General features: G+C 68.6%; 20 protein-coding genes. 8 read left to right on the top strand and 12 right to left on the bottom strand.

Annotated elements, in window-relative coordinates; all coding sequences use genetic code 11:
* Positions 1-42: 42 nt before the first annotated feature.
* Positions 43-621: an SRPBCC family protein gene (locus AC1RN0_RS03000; RefSeq protein ID WP_492785942.1), complete on the bottom strand. Its 579-nt coding sequence runs from the start codon at positions 619-621 to the stop codon at positions 43-45.
* A gap of 402 nt (positions 622-1,023) precedes the next feature.
* Between AC1RN0_RS03000 and AC1RN0_RS02995 the strand changes: the two genes are divergently transcribed.
* Positions 1,024-2,241 carry an RtcB family protein gene (locus AC1RN0_RS02995; protein WP_492785941.1) on the top strand — a complete coding sequence of 406 codons (1,218 nt, stop codon included), beginning with the start codon at positions 1,024-1,026 and terminating at the stop codon, positions 2,239-2,241.
* 39 nt (positions 2,242-2,280) lie between these two features.
* Here AC1RN0_RS02995 and AC1RN0_RS02990 read toward each other — a convergent pair whose 3' ends face one another.
* Positions 2,281-3,330, bottom strand: a complete 1,050-nt coding sequence (locus tag AC1RN0_RS02990) for a hypothetical protein (protein WP_492785940.1) — start codon at positions 3,328-3,330, stop codon at positions 2,281-2,283.
* A 120-nt stretch (positions 3,331-3,450) separates the two neighbouring features.
* Between AC1RN0_RS02990 and AC1RN0_RS02985 the strand changes: the two genes are divergently transcribed.
* Positions 3,451-4,266, top strand: a complete 816-nt coding sequence (locus AC1RN0_RS02985; RefSeq protein WP_492785939.1) for an acyl-CoA thioesterase — start codon at positions 3,451-3,453, stop codon at positions 4,264-4,266.
* 9 nt (positions 4,267-4,275) lie between these two features.
* On the opposite strand, the gene AC1RN0_RS02980 is transcribed toward AC1RN0_RS02985, so the two are convergent.
* From AC1RN0_RS02980 to AC1RN0_RS02965, 4 genes are all read right to left on the bottom strand, one after another.
* Positions 4,276-4,533 (bottom strand): hypothetical protein, encoded by a 258-nt coding sequence (locus AC1RN0_RS02980; RefSeq protein ID WP_492785938.1) that lies wholly within the window; start codon positions 4,531-4,533, stop codon positions 4,276-4,278.
* A 358-nt stretch (positions 4,534-4,891) separates the two neighbouring features.
* Positions 4,892-5,206 (bottom strand): hypothetical protein, encoded by a 315-nt coding sequence (locus AC1RN0_RS02975; protein ID WP_492785937.1) that lies wholly within the window; start codon positions 5,204-5,206, stop codon positions 4,892-4,894.
* Between the two features lie 220 nt (positions 5,207-5,426).
* Positions 5,427-8,225, bottom strand: coding sequence for an ATP-dependent DNA helicase (locus AC1RN0_RS02970; protein WP_492785936.1), 2,799 nt, complete (start codon positions 8,223-8,225; stop codon positions 5,427-5,429).
* Between the two features lie 50 nt (positions 8,226-8,275).
* The gene (locus AC1RN0_RS02965) at positions 8,276-8,959 is read right to left on the bottom strand and encodes a tetratricopeptide repeat protein (RefSeq protein WP_492785935.1); all 684 of its coding nucleotides are present in this window, start codon (positions 8,957-8,959) and stop codon (positions 8,276-8,278) included.
* 130 nt (positions 8,960-9,089) lie between these two features.
* Between AC1RN0_RS02965 and AC1RN0_RS02960 the strand changes: the two genes are divergently transcribed.
* The gene (locus AC1RN0_RS02960; RefSeq protein WP_492785934.1) at positions 9,090-9,308 is read left to right on the top strand and encodes a hypothetical protein; all 219 of its coding nucleotides are present in this window, start codon (positions 9,090-9,092) and stop codon (positions 9,306-9,308) included.
* 112 nt (positions 9,309-9,420) lie between these two features.
* On the opposite strand, the gene AC1RN0_RS02955 is transcribed toward AC1RN0_RS02960, so the two are convergent.
* Entirely contained in the window at positions 9,421-9,591 is a 171-nt protein-coding gene (locus AC1RN0_RS02955) for a hypothetical protein (protein ID WP_492785933.1), read from the bottom strand.
* Positions 9,591-9,740 (bottom strand): hypothetical protein, encoded by a 150-nt coding sequence (locus tag AC1RN0_RS02950; RefSeq protein WP_492785932.1) that lies wholly within the window; start codon positions 9,738-9,740, stop codon positions 9,591-9,593. The genes AC1RN0_RS02955 and AC1RN0_RS02950 overlap by 1 nt, the downstream gene beginning before the upstream one ends.
* Here AC1RN0_RS02950 and AC1RN0_RS02945 point away from each other — a divergent pair.
* Positions 9,739-10,557, top strand: a complete 819-nt coding sequence (locus tag AC1RN0_RS02945; protein WP_492785931.1) for a DUF3800 domain-containing protein — start codon at positions 9,739-9,741, stop codon at positions 10,555-10,557. The genes AC1RN0_RS02950 and AC1RN0_RS02945 overlap by 2 nt on opposite strands.
* A 187-nt stretch (positions 10,558-10,744) precedes the next feature.
* On the opposite strand, the gene AC1RN0_RS02940 is transcribed toward AC1RN0_RS02945, so the two are convergent.
* Complete coding sequence (locus AC1RN0_RS02940; protein WP_492785930.1) at positions 10,745-11,695, bottom strand: IS1595 family transposase; 951 nt, start codon at positions 11,693-11,695, stop codon at positions 10,745-10,747.
* A 141-nt stretch (positions 11,696-11,836) separates the two neighbouring features.
* Between AC1RN0_RS02940 and AC1RN0_RS02935 the strand changes: the two genes are divergently transcribed.
* The 4 genes from AC1RN0_RS02935 to AC1RN0_RS02920 all read left to right on the top strand — a co-directional run bounded on the left by AC1RN0_RS02935 (position 11,837) and on the right by AC1RN0_RS02920 (position 16,322).
* A complete protein-coding gene (locus AC1RN0_RS02935; RefSeq protein WP_492785929.1) occupies positions 11,837-12,502 on the top strand; it encodes a DUF1345 domain-containing protein in 666 nt (221 codons plus the stop codon).
* A gap of 4 nt (positions 12,503-12,506) precedes the next feature.
* A complete protein-coding gene (locus AC1RN0_RS02930) occupies positions 12,507-14,954 on the top strand; it encodes a ligase-associated DNA damage response DEXH box helicase (protein WP_492785928.1) in 2,448 nt (815 codons plus the stop codon).
* A gap of 98 nt (positions 14,955-15,052) precedes the next feature.
* On the top strand, positions 15,053-15,772 hold the full coding sequence (pdeM, locus tag AC1RN0_RS02925; protein WP_492785927.1) for a ligase-associated DNA damage response endonuclease PdeM: 720 nt from the start codon (positions 15,053-15,055) through the stop codon (positions 15,770-15,772).
* Between the two features lie 85 nt (positions 15,773-15,857).
* Positions 15,858-16,322: a hypothetical protein gene (locus AC1RN0_RS02920; protein ID WP_492785926.1), complete on the top strand. Its 465-nt coding sequence runs from the start codon at positions 15,858-15,860 to the stop codon at positions 16,320-16,322.
* A 13-nt stretch (positions 16,323-16,335) separates the two neighbouring features.
* Here AC1RN0_RS02920 and AC1RN0_RS02915 read toward each other — a convergent pair whose 3' ends face one another.
* Genes AC1RN0_RS02915 through AC1RN0_RS02905 form a run of 3 tightly spaced genes read right to left on the bottom strand, consistent with a single transcriptional unit; the run spans position 16,336 to position 18,487 of the window.
* Entirely contained in the window at positions 16,336-16,797 is a 462-nt protein-coding gene (locus tag AC1RN0_RS02915; protein ID WP_492785925.1) for a DUF3429 domain-containing protein, read from the bottom strand.
* A 5-nt stretch (positions 16,798-16,802) separates the two neighbouring features.
* Positions 16,803-17,567 carry a TIGR02186 family protein gene (locus AC1RN0_RS02910; RefSeq protein ID WP_492785924.1) on the bottom strand — a complete coding sequence of 255 codons (765 nt, stop codon included), beginning with the start codon at positions 17,565-17,567 and terminating at the stop codon, positions 16,803-16,805.
* A complete protein-coding gene (locus AC1RN0_RS02905; RefSeq protein WP_492785923.1) occupies positions 17,567-18,487 on the bottom strand; it encodes a sulfite exporter TauE/SafE family protein in 921 nt (306 codons plus the stop codon). The genes AC1RN0_RS02910 and AC1RN0_RS02905 overlap by 1 nt, the downstream gene beginning before the upstream one ends.
* Positions 18,488-18,518: the final 31 nt, after the last annotated feature.

Genomic DNA, 18,518 nt, shown 5'->3' with positions numbered 1-18,518 from the left:
AACTAGCCTGAGTTTGCGACAGCCGCGCGACTCCGCCGGGGGTCAGCCGCCGACGACGATCCGGCGCAGGTTCTCCAGCACCTTCGGCGTGTCCTTGCGCAGTCCGGCCCGGACCAGGGCGGCGGGGGCGAGGATGCGGACCGACAGGTGGTTCTCGTAGGTCACCCGCGTGCCCTGGCCGCCGTTCAGCGGGATCAGGCCCCACTCGCCGTTCATCGCCTTGAGGTCGCCGTCGACGCGGTGAAAGCGGATCCGGCGGAAGGGTTCGTAGTCCGAGCGGAACACGTTGCGGATCGCCGGGATCAGCGCCCCGCCCCGGGTGACATGCTCGCGGACGTCCCAGCCGGTTCCGCGCGACAGGATCCTGCAGCTGGCGACGTTGGCGACCATGGCGCGGGCGTTGCGGCAGTCGATCATCGCCGCCCAGACCTTTTCCGGCGGGGCCGGAATATCGATCGCCGCGCGGATCAGGGCCGCGTCGCCGGCCGGATCGACCGTCACCGACACCCACGGCCGGCCGGCGGCGAGCGTCGCCGTCGCCTCCCCCGTCGGCGTCCAGGCCAGGGCGGCCGGCGGGGCGAGCAGCAGGGCCGCCGCGAAGGTCAGGAGCAGGCGCGTCATCGTCGTTCCTCCGGCATTCCCCCGACCCCGCCAGCTAGGGCGGCGCCGGACGAGGTCCAGGGACGCCGCTCTGAGACATTCGCGCCACAGGTGAGGGGATTGTCGGCAACGCCCTTGGCGCGATTGAGGAACCCGTGCTATCCGCCCGCCCCCTTGAGGAAGAGACCCGTGATCCACCTGTCGCCCATCTGTTCGCCCGCCCGCAAACTGCTCGACCGCCAGGTCGGGGAGATGAACGCGCGTGCGTCGGAGGGGCGGGTGATCTGAGGTTTGAGCCTCAAGGATTGTCCGAAGGAACCCCTCCTGGCTCAGGCCGGAGGGGTTCTTTCGTTTCAGGGGGACGCTTTCGACCGTGACGCCAGGAGGGGCTGTGCAGAAACGGTTTGAAGGAAGGAGAACCCCATGAGCGGGTTCCAGTACATCGAAAGCCCCGGCGCCCCGATCAAGGCCTGGACGCAGGGCGTGCCGATCGAAGAGTCGGCCATGAAGCAGCTGCGCAACGTCGCCAGCCTGCCGTTCATCCACAAGCACGTGGCGGTCATGCCCGACGTGCACTGGGGGATGGGCGCGACCGTCGGCTCGGTGATCCCGACCGTCGGGGCGATCATCCCGGCGGCCGTGGGCGTCGACATCGGCTGCGGCATGATGGCGGTGCGGACCTCGGTGCGCGCCGAGCACCTGCCCGACTCCCTGGCGGCCCTGCGGTCGGCCATCGAGGCGGCGGTGCCGCACGGCCGGACCGACAACGGCGGCCGCAACGACGTCGGCGCCTGGCAGTCGGAGCCCCCCGCCATCGCGGCGGCGAGGTGGGCCGCACTCGAGGACGGCTACAAGGCCGTCGTCGACCGGCATCCGAAGGCCGCGCATCCGCGTGGCTTCGGCCACCTCGGCACGCTCGGCACCGGCAACCACTTCGTCGAGCTCTGCCTCGACGAGGCGGGCGCGCTGTGGGTCATGCTGCACTCCGGCTCGCGCGGCGTGGGGAACCGCTTCGGCTCATACTTCATCGAGCGGGCCAAGCACGACATGCGGCGCTGGTTCATTAACCTGCCGGATGAGGACCTGGCCTACTTCCCGGAAGGGAGCGAGGGCTTCGTCGACTACATCCGGGCGGTCAGCTGGGCGCAGAAGTACGCCCTGGCCAACCGCGAGGTGATGATGGACCAGGTGCTGGCGGTGCTGCGGGAAACCTTCCCGGACCTCGCGACCGACGAGATGGCGGTGAACTGCCACCACAACTACGTCAGCCGCGAGAAGCACTTCGGCAAGGACGTGTTCGTGACCCGCAAGGGCGCGGTGAAGGCGGGACTCGGCGACCTGGGAATCATCCCCGGCTCGATGGGCGCCCGGTCGTTCATCGTGCGCGGCAAGGGCAACGCGGACTCGTTCTGCACCTGCTCGCACGGCGCCGGCCGGGCCATGAGCCGGGCCGAGGCCAAGCGCCGGTTCACGGTCGAAGACCACGTCGCGGCCACGGCCGGGGTGGAGTGCCGCAAGGACGCCGGCGTGATCGACGAAACACCGATGGCCTACAAGGACATCGACGCCGTCATGGCCGCCCAGGCGGACCTGGTGGAGATCGTCCACACCCTGCGTCAGGTGGTGTGCGTAAAGGGCTGATGGAGACCCGCCTTCCGCAGGAGGGCGGGTCTTTGTCGTCTAGAAGGACAATCCGGCCTGGGCGAGTTTGGCGGCGAAATCGGCGTCCGCCTCCCGGTCTTCGGCCGCATGGGTATCGATCTGCCAGGTAAGGTAGCTGAGGCGCGTCGCCGCGGACTGGGCCGCGCGATAGTCCTCCAGCCGATCGAACACGATGCCGAAGCGGGTCCTGTGCCAACGGCCATAGCTGCGGGCCAGCACCTGCATGCGCTCCTCCTGAATCGCCAGATAGGTTTCCTGCCGGCTGAGCGCGCGGTCGAACCGGCCCTGTTTGAGCCCGTAGGCCTCCACGAATCCCGGCAGGTCGTCGCGGCCGATCCAGGGACTGAATCCGGTCTGCGTGAAATCGTTGCGCACCACGACCAGCTGTTTGCGGATAGCGGCGCGGTAGGCGGTGGTCAGCGCCCTGGCCCGGCCGAAACGTGCGGCGTAGCCCTTGATGTCGGACAGCGATGTGGCGGCGGCTTCGATGTTCTCCGGCGCCAACGCCTCCATGTCAGCCTGGTAGCGCTTGCTCAGGGCCACGGCGGCGGCCATGTCAGCCCTCATCCGGCGTTCGACAACGCCCGCCCTGCCCCGCGCGACAGGTTCAGGCGCAGGGGGCGCCGCGTCCAGATCACCCCTGAGAAACACGCCCAGAACGGTGCGGATCTGGGCCGCCGCGATGTGCTGCTGCGTGACCTGGTCGGCGGCGTAGCCGGCTCGGGCGCTGGCGCCGGTGACCACGACCAGCGCCACGAGCGACAGGGCCGCCAGTAAGCGTGGTCCCCAGTCCGGCTGGGTCCTGCGCACGGCGGCGAACCACAGCGCGACCCACACGCTGCCTGCCAGCACGAGCGCCACGCCGATGAGCATGCCAATCCACAGCGCGATCTCGACTGGCGACGCCTGACCGCTGAACACCTTCATGGCGGGTTTCAAGGTCAGGAAGGTGAGCAGCCATGGAGCGACGACGACGATCGCAAAGCCGCCGACAATGGCTGCGATCGGCGCTTCCGACTTCGGCGCGCGCGTCTTGCGCGCCTCCATCTCGGCCAGAAAATCAGACACGTCCGCCCCCGTCGCAACCCCCGGTATAAGAGCGGGGTCGCGGCGAGGACGCAAGCCGGCTTGCCCGCCATGGCGGCGCTGGTAGGGATGGTCCCCTTCACCTGCCGGATCCGACCGCCCATGACGCCGCTGCACCCGCTCGACCAGGCCACCACCCTCGTCCCGACCGGCGAACGCCGGGCGATCGGGGCGACCAGTCCGTTCTACGCCAACATGGCCGGGCCGTTCGGCGGGTCGACGGCGGCGGTGCTGCTGCGGGCGGTGCTCGATGACCCGGCCTGTCTCGGCGATCCGATCGCCCTGACGGTCAACTTCTGCGGCCCGATCGCCGACGGCCCGTTCGAGGTGAGCTGGGTCGAGAAGCGCGCCGGCCGCACGGTGCAGCACTGGACCGTCGACCTGACGCAGAACGGCAAGGTGGCGGCCACCGCCTCGGTGGTCTGCGCCCGGCGCACCGAAAACTGGACCCACCAGCCGAGCGCCATCCCGACGGTTCCGCCGGCCCCGGCGGTCGAGCCGCTGGCGCTGAGCGAGCGCGACGGCTGGCTGCGCCGCTACGCCTTCCGCATCATCGAGGGACCGCCGCTGTTCGGGATCAAGCCGGCCGACGGACCGCGCAGCGCCCGCACCGTCTGCTGGCTCAACGACCTGCCCGAGCGGACGCTGGATTTCCTGTCGCTGGCGGCGCTCAGCGACGCCTTCCTGGTGCGGATCATCCAGGTGCGCGGCACGCTGGGGCCGATGGGCACCATCACCCTGACGACCTATTTCCACACCGACGGCGAGGCCCTGACCGCCAACGGCGCCCGGCCGGTGCTCGGCGTGGCCGACGCCAACGTGTTCCACCGCGGCTTCGCCGACCAGGAAGCCCGGCTGTGGCGCGACGACGGCCTGCTGCTGGCGACCAGCGTGCAGGCGTCGTTCTTCAGGGATTAGGGGGCGGAATCACCCCCGCCGTTCGGCCAGCGCCGCCAGCACCAGGTGCGGGTCGCGGTCGATGACGCGCAGATAGGCCTCCAGCACCGGATCGGGCTCGACCTCGCCCCGCTCGATCCAGCCGAGGCGCTCGGGATCGATGCCGAAGGTCGCGGCGAAGGCCTGCTGCGACAGGCCGACATGCCAGCGGACCTTGCGGGCCAGGGTCGCGGCCGGGGTCTGGCGGGGCAGGAAGGACCGGGGTTCGCCGGGAATATCACTGATCACTGGACGCCTCCGTTACGCTGCTCGACCCCCGCCGCAACGCCTGTAGGCTGCCAGCGTTGCAGGATTAAGACGGCGGGGAGTCAGGATGGCGGTGACTTGTGGGTGATCGGTCATCGCCCGCGTTCAGTCTCGCCTCCGCGAGGATGAACGGGGGAGAGAAGGACCTGATGACACGCGCCCCAGAGCCTTGATGGAATGAGGGCGCGAGCGGCCGGCTTGCTCAAGGCGCCCGCCCGCGTAAGGCGCCGCCAAGGCAGAAGGGCGGGGTGTGCCGGAGCTCGGAAGCGGAATAGTTGAAGATCGGCAAAGGGTGGAAAGAGGACGTTGACTTCACACCCGAAAGCGAGATTCCGCCAGCTTAGTCTTGATCTTTCTTATTCTGTTGGCTTTTGTAATACACAACCTTAAAACCAGAATAAAACAGACCACCCGCAAGCAATATTGTAGTAATATTCATTATTGTAGATAAAAGAAATCCGCCCGACCCGAACGCCGCAATGATGACTGATTGAACAAATATTGCCGCGAAAAATGGAGCGACGGCAATGAATATTGCACCAAAACCAACAGACCTAAGTCCGACCGATTGAGCGCCGCGTTGGGTTAGGCGCCTAAGGTAGTTGTCATATGTCGCGACCGCCTTGGCGAGAAGCCCGCTCGTTTGGTTGCCCATGAAGGTCAAACTCTCACCGCTCCGGATCGGACTGACGTTACCATCGCCTCCTCTGCCCGCAAGCGGACTTCCTCAATGTCAGAGATGGGTCGGCTGTGGACATCGAACGCCCCCGGAACCCGCCCGCCCGCTCTATCGCCAGCGCGAGGTCCAGCCCCCTTGTCCCCGCTCATCCTCGCGGAAGCGAGGATGAGCGGGGGAGAGGGGATAGAGTTGAGCCCTACTCAGTCTTCAAGAATTCCGCCGTCGCCTCGATCGCCTCCACCAGCCCCATCCGCTGCAACTCCACCCCTTCCGGCAGGCTGCTGAACAGGCGCGTCGGCGCGGCGGCGTCGAGCATGACGAAGACGCCCTTGTCGTCGGCGCGGCGGATCAGGCGGCCGAAGGCCTGGGCGATGCGGGCGCGGGCGAGGCCGTCGTCATAGCCCTTGCCGCCGAAGCGCAGGCGGCGGGCCTTGTGCAGGATGTCGGGGCGGGGCCAGGGCACGCGGTCGAACACCAGCAGGCGCAGCGAGCGGCCGGGCACGTCGATGCCGTCGCGCACGGCGTCGGTGCCGAGCAGGCAGGCGTTCTCCTCGGCGCGGAAGATGTCGACGAGGGCCCCGGCCTCCAGCGGGTCGACGTGCTGGGCGTAGAGGGCCAGGCCCTTGTCGGCCAGGGGCGCGGCGATGCGCTCGTGCACGGCCTTCAGCCGGCGGATGGCGGTGAACAGGCCGAGCCCCCCGCCGCCTGCGGCGAGGAACAGTTCGCGCATGGCGGCCGAGACCTGGCGTGGGTCACCCTTGCCGACGTCGGTGATGACGAAGGCGCGGCTGTTGGCGGCGTAGTCGAACGGCGAGGCCAGCCGCAGGGTCTGGGGCCGTTCCGGCAGGCGGGCGGCGCCGGTGCGCATTTCGGCCAGGGCGAAGGGGTCGGCCAGGGTGCTGTCGGCCAGGGTGGCGCTGGTGACGAGCACGCCGTGCGCCGGGGCGATGACGGCCGCGGTCAGCGGCTCGGTCGGGTCGACCCAGTGGCGGCGGCAGGCGGCGTCGACCACCCGGCCATAGAGGAAGGTGGCGTCGAACCAGTCGACGAAGTCGGGATCGTCCTCGGCGTCCTCCTCGATGGCCTTGAGCATCGAACGCCAGGCCGGGAGGGTCATGCGGGCGCGCCGGTCGAGGCCGCGCAGGGCCCCTTCGATCCGGGCGCGGTCGCTGGGCTGCAGTTCGTCGGCGTCCTGGTCGAGGACGTCTTCGAGGTGGCGGGCCAGGGCCAGCAGCGGCGCCTCGACGGCGGCGAGCGCCCGGCTCGCGCCGGCGGCGGTCTCGCGGACCAGGTCGGTGGCCGGGCGGGCGGCGCATTCCATGCCCTGGTCGCTCTGGCTGGCGCGGGCGCGCATCTGCTCCATGGCGGCGACGAGGAAGGCCTCGACCGGCCCCTGCGGATTGACCCCGCCGTCGGGCGGGGCGATGCGGCCCGACCAGCCCTCGCCGGGCAGGGCGCCGGCGGCGTGGATCGCGTCCTGCAGCGCATGGCGGGCGTCCTCGCGGTCGCCGACGATCTCCAGCAGCCGCTGCTCCAGCCCCCGGCCGCGCCGGCCGCGGCCCTCGGGACCGCGGATCCAGCGGCGCATCTCGGCCGCCTCGGCGCCGCTGAGGGCCGTGGAAAAGGCGCTGTCGGCCGCGTCGAACAGGTGGTGGCCCTCGTCGAAGACGATGCGGCGCAGGGTGGTGGTCTCGTTGTCGCCCTTCAGGCCGCGCGCCGTGCGGGCGCCGTCGAAGGCCGCCTGGGTCATGACCAGGGCGTGGTTGGCGATGACGATGTCGGCGCGCTTGGAGCCGCGCACGGCCTTCTCGATGAAGCAGGAGCGGTAGTGGACGCAGCCGGCGTGGACGCACTCGCCGCGCCGGTCGACGAGGTTGCCGGCGCTGGCCGCGTGGGCGAGGCCGACCGCGAACAGGGTCGGCAGCCAGGCCGGGAAGTCGCCGCCGGTCATGTCGCCGTCGCGGCTGGCGCGGACCCAGCGGGCGGTGAGCCCGAGCCCGATCAGGTCGCCGTTGCCCAGCTGCGCCGCCTGAACAGCCTCATGGAAGTTGAGCAAACACAGATAGTTCTCGCGACCTTTTCGCACCACCGCCTTGCGGGCGCGCACCTCGGGGTCGGGATAGATGGCCGCGCTCTCGCGCTCGATCTGCCGCTGCAGGGCGCGGGTGTAGGTCGAGATCCACACCGAGGGGCCGTTGGTCTCGGCCCAGACCGAGGCGGGGGCGAGATAGCCGAGCGTCTTGCCGACGCCGGTGCCGGCCTCGGCCAGCATCATGCGCGGCTCGCCTTCCCGCTCGCACGGCTGGAAGGCCCACGACGTTTCAGCGGCGAACACCTTCTGCAGGGTGCGGACCTCGTCGAGGCCGGCGCGCTGCAGCAGGTCGGAGAGGCGATGTTCGGCGTCCTCGGGGGCGATGGCGCGCGTGCCCGGCTCGCCGACCGGGGCCTGGTCCTCCCACTCGGGGATGCGGCTCCAGACCTCGAGGCCCGAACCGCGATGGGGCCGGCTGATCGGCCCGCCGGCGCGCAGGGCTGCGATGCAGGCGGGACCCCAGGCCCAGCCGGCCCGCTCCAGCGTCGCGGCCAGGGCGAGGGCCTCCTCGCGCGACGGCCAGGGCCGGGCGCCGAGTTCGGCCAGCAGCAGGGCGCAGGTCCGGCGCAGGGAGGCGGCCTGGGCCGCCGCGCCCTTCGGCTCTTCGAGACCGAGCGATTGCGCCAGGCCCGCCGCCGAGGGGGCGGTGAACTTCGCCGGCCGGACGAAGGCGAACAGCTCGAGCGCGTCGAAGATCGACCGCGAGCGGGCCGGGGCGTGCAGGCCCAGGCGCCGTGCCGTCATGCCCGCGTGGGCCACCAGCACCGGCCCGTGCTCCAGCAGCTCCCGGGCATAGGGCGGACGCAGGTCCTTCGCCTCGACCGCATCGGCCACGGCCGCCCGCGCGCCCGGCAGCACGACCAGGGCGGGAGCGAGTTCGAGGACGGGAGTCGGCGCGTTCACGCCCCCGGTCTAGCGGGCTTTGAACAAAAACGGAACGGCTCCGATGGCCCTTACGTCGCGGTCAGCGAGGTCGCGTCCTTCGGCGGGGCGATCGGCAGCTGGCCCTCGTCGACACGGTCGAGGCCGGCCTGGGCCTGGGCCCGTTCGTCGGCGTCGTCGGAGGCGGCGGCCTTGCGGTACCAGCGGGCGGCTTCCTCGTAGTCGAGCGTGACGCCTTCCGCCCGCTCGTACATGTTGGCCAGATAGAGCGCCGCCGTGGGATCGCCGCCCTCGGCCGCGCGGCGATACCATTTGACCGCCTCGGCATCGTCGATGGCCACGCCCTCGCCGTTGTCATAGGCCACCCCGACATTGAGCATGGCGATCACGTCGCCCTTGCCGGCCGCCTTGCGGAACCAGTCGAGGGCGGCGACGTAGTCCCGGGCCACGCCGCTGCCGCGCGAATAGGCGCAGCCGACCTCGTTCATCGCCTCGGCGTTGCCGCGCTGGGCGGCCTTGCGGAACCAGGCGAACGCCTTCTTCAGGTCCTTCGGGGCGCCGTCGCCGTCGCGATAGACCATGCCCAGGTCGTACATCGCCCCGGCGTCGCCGTGGGCCGCCGCCCGCTGCAGTCGGCTGACGTCGCCGGGGGTCACGGCCTCGGCGGTGCGGTCGTCGAGCCGGTCGCCCGCCAGCGCCGGCGAGGCCAGGGACATCGCCGCCAGTGCGGCCAGAACGATCAGGCGACTGCTCATGAAGACCCCCTCAAGCCCATCGCCATTCGAACGCGACGTTGACGGGCGCGTCAAGACGTCCGGCGATTATGCCTTTCGCAAACCCAGCGACTCAGGGTAGCAATCCCTGAACCTGTCCGGGGGGCGAGCGATGAGCGACCGACTGACATTTAGCTGCGTCGAGTGCGGACACGCCGTTTCCATCGATAACGACAACTCGCCCAAGGATGACGACATCCTCAAGTGCTTTGGTTGCGGTCGCGATTTCGGACCCTATGGGGTCGTCAAAAAGGCCCTGATCGACGCAGCGAAGGCCGAGGTCGACAAGATGGTCAGTGATCGCTTCGGCAAGCCGCCGACGTGGAGCTGACCCCAAGCCATCAACTTCGATGGCAAGCGCGCTGATAGACATGATCTCTCTCCATGAAAAAACCCGGCGCGATGGCCGGGCTTTGCATTCCTGATAGGCGACTACGTTTTCGCTACGGCTTGTCCTGCCAGATCGCGAGGCCGTGGAGCGCCACGCCCGCAAAGAGGAACGCGACAAAGACAGGCAGCGCGTAAGTCTCCCCGCTGTTCAGGCCCATAAAGGCCAGCATTGCCCCCAAGACGCAGGCTGCGCGCGCCCACGGGAAATGCAGAAGCTTCGCCATCACTTCGCGTCGTCCTTCTCAGGCGGCGGCGCCTTGGCCACCTTCTTCACCGTAGCCTCAAAGCGCGCTTCGTCTTCGTCACACTCAAGTTCACGCGCGAGATCGCGGAATTTGTCCGCTTGGGTAGAGTCGTGCTTTTGTTCAGGCATGGCGTCAAAATCCAAACGACACGGCTTTATAGCGTTCATTGATGAGTCCGGACAGGAGGGCGGAAAGGGCAATGTTCGCTCTAGCGACTTCTTCGTCTTAAGCGCCGTTGTGTGCCGAACCACGAAGGGATCGCATCCCATTACCGACGCCTTTGCGCGTGCTGCGAAAGAAGCCGATCACGGGCCAGCCTGGCGCTTCCTGAAGTTTTCCAAGGCGACGCGAAACCAGCAGTGGCTTTACGCAAAGCACTTGGGATCATCAAAGATTCAGATAGCCACCATCATATGTCACAAGGATACGTTTCGAAAAGACGAAATGCTATCTAGCAACGGTGATCTATACTACTTCGCTTCTCAGCTTCTTTTAGAGCGCATTTCGTGGATATGCCGCGACGCACATCAGAGAGAGCCTTCCTATGGCGGGTCCTGTGCCATGGTTTTCTCTCGACGAACGACACTAGACTACAAGAGATTTCAAGCTTACGCCGAGCGCATTAAATCTGGAAATAGCCGATACCCATCTAACGCAGCATGGGACCATTTAGATCTTCGGGCCATTACATCGCGCCCGCACGCTTCACGTCATGACGGGCTATTGGCGGCTGACTTCGTAGCGAGTTCGTATGGTTCAGCAGTCGAGTATTCCCCTTCGGGCCTCACGGATGACCATTTTGTGCGTCCGCTTCGAAAGCGTATTTATGCACCATCAAACGGCAAGACGTGGGCGAACGGGATCAAGATTTTTCCGAAAGAAGCTGAAGCGCTTGTCGATACCGATCCACGCCTTTGGTGGCTCCGCGAGTTCCACAAGAAATGAGGGCGCGGACCCGAGATTTCGACCTCTCGACACCCACTGACGCACTCTGGCGTCTGGGATGGCAAATAGCGTCCGCACAACCAATATAATCGATTCGACCGAATCGGCAAGTGTCGCTAGGCGCCATGAGCTCAAAGAGTCAATCCCCTAGCGCTTGGTTTTCCACCGCGCATTCCGCCGCTTGCCTTTAGGCTTCGGTTTCTCGCCTGATGTCAGTCGTTCGATAGGTCAGGCGCTTGCCGACGACGCCTTGCAGCGCCCGTTCAGCGCGCTTGATATCGTCCACACCAAGGGCGATCCGGTTGGAGTAGCGGAAGTCAAACTCCGCCAGATACCGGTGCATGTGCTTCTTGGAGGCGTGTTGATAGACCCCCTTCATGCCGCGCTTGAAGATCGAGAAGAAGCCTTCAATCGTGTTGGTGTGGATAGTCCGGTCTTGCTTCGAGACGTATTCGTCGCGGCTGTGAGTGACGACGCCGTGGTCGGCGAAGTTCCAGCCAATCGACTTGTAGAGACCGGCCTCGTCCGTCATCAGGCGCGCCTCGCGAGCGATGTTCTCGTCAAGGATCGGAGCAATCTCAGCGATGGTCAGGCGGTCCACGACCATCGACTTGGCGCGGCCCGTCTCACGATCCACCAGCGCCAGAATCTTGATCTTGCCCTGATAGGCCGCGCGGGCGCCCTTGTAGTCGGGGTCATGGCCAATGAAGGTTTCATCGACTTCAACCGGGGTGCCGTTGCCGCCGAAGGGCGCTAGCTCGCCAGAGCGCATGGCTTCCCGGATACGGTGGGCCAGGAACCACGCGGTCTTGTAGGTGACCTCCAGAGTGCGTTCGAGCTGCTTGGCGCTGATGCCCTTCTTGGAGGAGCAAAGCAGGTAGATCGCTTGCAGCCACTTCGTCATGGGAAGGTGGCTCTCTTCGAAGATCGTGCCGACGCGCACGGTGAACTGCTTACGGCAGTCGCCGCACTTCTTGAGGCCCATGCGGACCTTCTTTTCGGGGTTCGGCTTGATCGCGTAGACCCGGCCCGTGCAGCCGCAATGCGGGCAAACCGGCTCGCCGTTCCAGAGCGCCGCTTCAACAAAGGCGAAGGCGGCGGCTTCATCGTGGAAGTAGGGCTTGGAAAGGACGGACATTGGGATCAACCGGTTGGAATCGTTCGTTGATTCAACCTACCTGATCCCGTGGGTTTGTCAAAGGTATAATCACCAGACGTCCGGCCCCGAAACAGACCGGGAACATTGACGCGGGGCCGCCGGAGTGATGGGTTGCGGTCAATGACCTCCCCGTCCCCGAAACGTCTCTCCCTGCTGGCCGCGCACTGGCGCCCGGCAGTCGCGCTCGCCGTCGGCCTGATCGCCGCCGGCGCCGCCATGCGGGTTCCGCTGCTGAAGGTCCATCCGTGGCTGGTCGGCTATGACGTCGGGGCCCTGCTGTATCTCGCGTCGCTGTGGCGGCTGTTCCTGACGGCCAGCGAACAGGACATCCGCGATCGCGCCGGACGGCAGGACGACGGAGCCGGGGTGATCCTGCTGGTGGTCAGCGTGGTGATCCTGGCCAGCCTGGGCGGCATCGTCATGGCCCTGCTCAACCCCGACCCGGCGCACAAGGCGCTGACCCCGATCATCGTCGGGCTGACGCTGGCGGCCGGCTGGCTGCTGATGCATTCGGTGTTCGTGCCGCACTACGCCCACCGGCATTTCGCGGCCGAGGCCAGGTCGCCGAAATCCGGCGTCGGCTTCACCGGCGACCCGCCGACCAGCTACCTCGACTTCGCCTACCTGGCCTTCACCATCGGCGCGACCTTCCAGGTCTCGGACAACTCGATCGGCAGCACCCGGCTGCGCAACCTGGTCACCGCCCACGCGCTGGCGGCCTATCTGTACAACACCGCCATCCTGGCCGTGGGCATCAGCCTGCTGGCCAACGCGGTTAGCGGCTGAGCGCATGGACGGCGCCGCCTTCCCGCCGCTGCCGCGACGCTTCGCCGACTGGTTCGCCGGCCGGGGCTGGGCGGCGCGCGACCACCAGCTGGCGATGGTCGAGAAGGGCCGCCAGGGCCGCGACGCCCTGCTGATCGCCCCGACCGGCGGCGGCAAGACCCTGGCCGGCTTCCTGCCGAGCCTGATCGAGCTCGCCGAACGGCCGCCGGCCAATGGCCCGCGCGGCATCCACACCCTGTACCTGTCGCCGCTCAAGGCGCTGGCCGTCGACGTCGAGCGCAACCTGCTGAGCCCCATCCACGAGATGGGCCTGAACATCGTCGCCGAGTCCCGCACGGGCGACACCGGCGTGTCGCGCAAGCAGCGGCAGAAGCTCAAACCGCCGGACATGCTGCTGACCACGCCCGAGCAGCTGGCGCTGCTGCTGGCCTGGGAAGGCGCGCAGGGTTTGTTCGAGGACCTCAGCTGCGTGATCATCGACGAGATCCACACCCTGTGGCCGTCCAAGCGCGGCGACCTGCTGGCGCTGGGGCTGAGCCGGCTGCAGTCCATCGCGCCCCGCATGCGGCGGGTCGGGCTGTCGGCGACGGTGGATGATCCGGACCTGATCCGCGACTGGCTGGGACGTGAGCCCGACAGCGTCGACCTCGTCCGCGGGCCACCGGGCCCATCACCCGTGGTCGAGGTGCTGATCTCCGGCGGCCGGGTGCCGTGGGCCGGGCATACGGCGCAGCACGCGATGGGCGACGTCTACGAGATCATCAAGCGGCACCGCACCACCCTGATCTTCGTCAACACGCGCTTCCAGGCCGAGTTCGCCTTCCAGGAGCTGTGGAAAATCAACGACGACAGCCTGCCGATCGCCCTGCACCACGGCAGCCTGGCGGCCGAGCAGCGACGCAAGGTCGAGGCGGCCATGGCGCGGGGCGAGCTGAAGGCCGTGGTCTGCACCTCGACGCTGGACCTGGGCATCGACTGGGGCGACGTCGACCTGGTCATCCAGCTGGCCGCGCCCAAGGGCGCCGCGCGGATGGTGCAGCGCATCGGCCGGGCCAACCACCGTCTCGACGAGCCGTCGAAGGCGCTGTTCGTGCCGGCCAATCGCTTCGAGGTGCTGGAGTGCCAGGCGGCCATAGAGGCGATCGCCGACAACGCCCTGGACGGCGATCCGCCGCGCACCGGGGCGCTGGACGTGCTGGCCCAGCACGTCATGAGCTGCGCCTGCGCCGGGCCGTTCGACCTGCTGGCGCTGTATGACGAGGTGCGCGGGGCCGGGCCCTATCGCGACCTGCCCTGGGAGGACTTCGAGAGCGTCATCGAGTTCGTCTCGACCGGCGGCTACGCCCTGAAGACCTATGACCGCTTCCGGCGGATCGTGAAGACGCGGGACGGGCTGTGGGTCGCGCGCGACGCCGACACCATCCGGCGGCACCGGATGAACATCGGCGCGATCATCTCACCGGCCATGCTCAGCCTGCGTCTCGCCGCGCGAGGCGGACGGCCCGGCCGCAAGGTGGGCGAGATGGAGGAAGGCTTCGTCGAGATGCTGTCGCCGGGCGACACCTTCATCTTCGCGGGCCAGGTGTGGCGGTTGCACGCCGTCACCGGCGTCGATGTGCTGGTGACGCCCGCGCCACACGTCGATCCCAAGCTGCCCAGCTGGGGCGGAAGCAAGTTCGCCATCTCGACCTTCCTCGCCGGCAAGGTGCGGCGGATGATGTCCAACGACGCCGAGTGGCACATCTTTCCGGACGAGGTGCGCGAATGGCTGGAGGCGCAGCGGTCGCACTCCGCCCTGCCCCGGCCCGACCAGATGCTGGTCGAGACCTTTCCGGAGGGAAAGCGCCACTTCCTGACCTGCTATCCGTTCGACGGGCGCCATGCGCACACGACTCTCGCCATGCTGCTCACCCGCCGGCTGGACCGGCTCGGCATCGGGCCGCTGGGATTCGTCTGCAATGACTATTCGATGGCCATCTGGTCGCTGCGGCCCATGGACGGGCTCGACCTCGACGCCCTGTTCGAGGAGGACATGCTCGGCGACGACCTCGAGGCCTGGCTGGACGAGAGTTTCCTGATGAAGCGCGCGTTCAAGGGCTGCGCCCTGATCTCCGGCCTGATCGAGCGGCGCATGCCGGGCGCGGAGAAGTCCGGCCGGCAGGTGACCTTCTCGACCGACCTGATCTACGACGTGCTGCGCCGTCACCAGCCCGATCACCTGCTGCTGCGCTGCGCCCGGTCGGACGCCGCGACCAACCTGGTGGAGATCGGACGGGTCAGCCAGATGCTGGCGCGGATCAAGGGCCACATCCGGCACGTGAAGCTGGAGCGGGTGTCGCCGTTCGCCGTGCCGATGTTCATGGAGCTGGGCCGCGAGCGCGCGCCCGGCGGCGCGAGCGAGATGATGCTGGCCGAGGCGGCCGAGGCGCTGATCGCGGAGGCGATGGGATGACCACCCGCGCTTCCCTGCGTGGTTCGACACGCGCCTTCGGCGCTGCTCACCATGACGTCGACAGTGCACGTCATCCTGAGCAGGGCGCGACAGCGCCCGTGTCGAAGGACGCACGCTACAGCTTCTCCGCCTCCCCCTGCGGCGGGCTGGCGATCGCCATCAACGGCGAGGCCGGCGTGCTGCGGGCGTCCGGCGCGCTGTGGGCGCCCGATCACCGGGCCCTGATTGTCGCCGACCTGCATTTCGAGAAGGGCTCGGCCTATGCCCGGCGCGGCCAGCTGTTGCCGCCCTATGACACGCGCGAGACGCTCGACCGGCTGGAGCGGGAGGTGGCGGCCACCGCGCCCGACCTGCTGATCTTCCTCGGCGACAGCTTCCATGACGGCGCGGCCGAGGACCGGCTGGACCGGGCCGACGCCCTGCGGCTGGCGGCGCTGGCCGAGGGACGGCGGCTGGTCTGGGTGGTCGGCAACCATGACGCCGACGGCCCCCGCGCCTTGCCCGGCGAGATCATCGACGAGATGTCACTGGGCGCCCTGCGGCTGCGACACGAGCCCCAGGCGGGTCCGCAGCCCGGCGAGGCGTCCGGCCACCTCCACCCCGCGGCGAAGATCGCCGGACGCGGCGGCCGCGTGCGGCGGCGCTGCTTCCTGACCGACGGGACGCGGATCATCCTGCCGGCTTTCGGGGCCTATGCGGGCGGGCTGAACGTCAAGGACGCGGCCTTCGCGGGCATGTTCGCCAGCCCGCCCCTGGCGGCGGCGCTCGGCGCGGACAGGGTCCACGCCATCGGGTGGATGTCCCTGGTCGGCGACTGATCGCGCGTCACCCTGCATCGGCCATTGAACAGATGTCGCGAATGTCTGATCAGAGCAGCGCGGCCAGGCCGCGCGAGAGACCGTCATGATCCATCTGATCGCCACCATCAGCCCGCCGCGCGCGGGACCGTTCATCCTGCGAGGCGCGATCTTCGATCTGGTCGCGGGACTGGCGGGGTTCGTCGGCCTGTCGCAGCTGCTGCGCGGCCAGGGGTCGCTGGTGCTGAACCTGGTGGTGCTGGGAATCGTGCTGTTCGTGCTGCGCAACGCCGTGGCCGACGTGCTGATCTTCTTCCGGTCGCGGTCGCGCGGCCGGCCGGCGCTGTGGGTCGATGGCGACCGGCTGGTCTATCTGGCGCGATGGTACGCCTCCCTGCCGGTGAAGGACGTCGAGAGCGTGGAACAGAAGCTGCTGCCGTGGGGCTTCAGCCGGCAGCCCTACGCCGTGATCCGCGCGCGGGGCGGCAAGCGGATCAACGTCTTCATGCCGATCATCACCGAACGGCTGGATCATCTGAAGGAACTGCTGGCCGAACAGACCGGCGCCTGAGCGCCGGGCGGGGTCACATGCTCATCGCCTGTTCGAGCGCGAAGGCCAGGGCGATCGCGGCGCCGGCGGTGATCAGGGTGCGGTAGCGCGGACGCCAGGCCGGCCCCTCGATGTCGCGCACGTCCCACAGCCAGACCAGCAGGAAGGCCACGAGGAAACCCGACACTTCCCAGACCGCGTCGAAGCGGTGGGCCAGCGCCCCGTAGAGCAGGCCGAACCCGGCGAACGGGGTCAGCAGCGACAGCGCCATGCTCCACCAGTGCGGCGGGCGGTCCGTACCCAGCTCCAGGCCGGCCCGGACGCCGCCCAGATAGGCGAGCATGGCCGCCGACCAGGTTCCGAGCGCAAGCAGGGCGATCGGTCCGAACCGGTGAGGCCCGTAGCAGTAGATGGCCGAGGTCACATAGAACGGCGCCAGGCTGATCAGCCCGAGCGTCCATGCCGACGCGGGCACCCGCGCGCTCGTCTGCCTCATCCCCCTCAACTCCTGCGAAACGCCCGCGAGGCCGCCCAGCCGGCGCCAAGAGCTATCAGCGCCGAAACCAGACCATACGACCACGGACGCCGATGCGCGAAGAGGTAAAGCGCGCGCTCCAGGCCGACCTTCTCGACCCTGAGCGGCAGGGTGCGGTCCGAAACCGGCCGGCCATCCTGGAACAGGATCACCCGCGCCGTGTACTGACCGATCGGCGCCTCGGCCGGCAGGTCGACGCGGGCGCGGAACAGGCCCCTGTCGACGAACGTCACGCCATCGGCGTCGGCGCTGTAGAGGCCCGACGCCTGCTTGAGCCGGACCACCGCCCCGCGCCAGGCGTAGTAGTCGGCGCCGAGGCTGCTGACGACCATGTCGCGCACGCCGTAGCGGGTCTCGATGCGGCGCTCGGCCGGCGCGGCGATGGCCAGATGGTCGAGGCCCAGGCCCAGCTTGCGCAGCTGACCGAAGCGGGCGATGTCGCCGAGCGGCCGGGTCGAGGCGGCGCGATAGAATCCCGGCGCGCCCTCGAACACCACCGGCCGGCTGTTCACCCAGACGCCGCCGACGCGCAGCTTGCGGGCGATGCGCACCGTCTGCGTCGGACCACGCACCACCACCACCACGTCGCTCGGGCGGCCCGACGGGTCGAACACCGCGCCATAGAGCGAGATCCGCGCGCCGCGGAAGCCCGAGGTGACGCGCACGTCCGTCTCGGTCAGGGTCGCGGCGACCCTGGCGGGCGGCTCCGGCGGCGGCGCGGCGACCGGCACTATCCGACCCCCGCCACGAGCACGAAAGGATCATCGGGCCGGATGAACAGGCCAAGGCCCATGCGTAGGCCGACCAGCAGCACGACCAGGGCCAGCAGGGCGCGCAGCTCCTCCGCCCGGAACCGGGCCGAGGCCCGGGCGCCGAGCTGGGCGCCGAGCACCCCGCCGACCAGCAGCAGCGTGGCCAGCACCACGTCGACCGTCTGGTTGCGGCCGGCCTGCAGGATGCTGGTCAGCACGGTGGTGATGACGATCTGGAACAGGCTGGTGCCGACCACGACGTTGGCCGGCATGCGCAGCAGATAGACCATCGCCGGCACGAGGATGAAGCCGCCGCCGACGCCCATGATGGCCGACAGCACGCCGACGAACAGGCCCAGCAGGATCGGCGGGATGACGCTGATGTAGAGCCTAGAGCGCGGGAAGCGCATCTTCCACGGCAGGGCGTAGAGCAGGATCGGCCGGCGGTCGCGGCGCGGCGGCGGGCTCTCGCCCCGGCGACGGCGCAGCACCGCGCCAAGCGACTCCCACAGCATCAGGGCGCCGATGACGCCGAGAAACAGCAGGTAGGACACCGACACGACCAGGTCGGCCTGGCCGAGCAGGCGCAGCAGGCGAAACGCCTCGACCCCGATGAACGCCCCGACCACGCCGCCGGCGGCAAGCACGCCGCCCATGCGGAAGTCGACCATCCGCCGCCGGCTGTAGGCGGCGACGCTGGAAAAGGACGAGGCGGCGACATGGTTGGACAGGCTGGCCACGGCGACGGCCGGGGGAATGCCCATGAAGACCAGGACCGGCGTCATCAGGAAGCCGCCGCCGATGCCGAACAGGCCGGAGATGAAACCGACCACAGCCCCCAGCGCGATCAGCAGCGGCGCGTTGACCGACATCTCGGCGATGGGAAGGTAGAGGTCCACGGCCTACCCTTGCCCCTCAATCCACCCGGCG

This window comes from Caulobacter sp. GW821-FHT12F03 (assembly GCF_058806855.1).
This window is presented reverse-complemented; position numbering and strand designations above follow the sequence as displayed.

Excerpts from the sequence above, each read along its gene's own strand:
- AC1RN0_RS02960 (WP_492785934.1), top strand. The coding sequence starts at position 9,090 with ATGAGCGACCGACTGACATTTAGCTGCGTCGAGTGCGGACACGCCGTT.
- AC1RN0_RS02985 (WP_492785939.1), top strand. The coding sequence starts at position 3,451 with ATGACGCCGCTGCACCCGCTCGACCAGGCCACCACCCTCGTCCCGACC.
- AC1RN0_RS02920 (WP_492785926.1), top strand. The coding sequence starts at position 15,858 with ATGATCCATCTGATCGCCACCATCAGCCCGCCGCGCGCGGGACCGTTC.
- AC1RN0_RS02995 (WP_492785941.1), top strand. The coding sequence starts at position 1,024 with ATGAGCGGGTTCCAGTACATCGAAAGCCCCGGCGCCCCGATCAAGGCC.
- AC1RN0_RS02975 (WP_492785937.1), bottom strand. The coding sequence starts at position 5,206 with ATGGGCAACCAAACGAGCGGGCTTCTCGCCAAGGCGGTCGCGACATAT.
- AC1RN0_RS02950 (WP_492785932.1), bottom strand. The coding sequence starts at position 9,740 with ATGCCTGAACAAAAGCACGACTCTACCCAAGCGGACAAATTCCGCGAT.
- AC1RN0_RS02965 (WP_492785935.1), bottom strand. The coding sequence starts at position 8,959 with ATGAGCAGTCGCCTGATCGTTCTGGCCGCACTGGCGGCGATGTCCCTG.
- AC1RN0_RS02930 (WP_492785928.1), top strand. The coding sequence starts at position 12,507 with ATGGACGGCGCCGCCTTCCCGCCGCTGCCGCGACGCTTCGCCGACTGG.
- AC1RN0_RS02945 (WP_492785931.1), top strand. The coding sequence starts at position 9,739 with ATGGCGTCAAAATCCAAACGACACGGCTTTATAGCGTTCATTGATGAG.
- AC1RN0_RS02935 (WP_492785929.1), top strand. The coding sequence starts at position 11,837 with ATGACCTCCCCGTCCCCGAAACGTCTCTCCCTGCTGGCCGCGCACTGG.
- AC1RN0_RS02940 (WP_492785930.1), bottom strand. The coding sequence starts at position 11,695 with ATGTCCGTCCTTTCCAAGCCCTACTTCCACGATGAAGCCGCCGCCTTC.
- AC1RN0_RS02915 (WP_492785925.1), bottom strand. The coding sequence starts at position 16,797 with ATGAGGCAGACGAGCGCGCGGGTGCCCGCGTCGGCATGGACGCTCGGG.
- AC1RN0_RS03000 (WP_492785942.1), bottom strand. The coding sequence starts at position 621 with ATGACGCGCCTGCTCCTGACCTTCGCGGCGGCCCTGCTGCTCGCCCCG.
- AC1RN0_RS02955 (WP_492785933.1), bottom strand. The coding sequence starts at position 9,591 with ATGGCGAAGCTTCTGCATTTCCCGTGGGCGCGCGCAGCCTGCGTCTTG.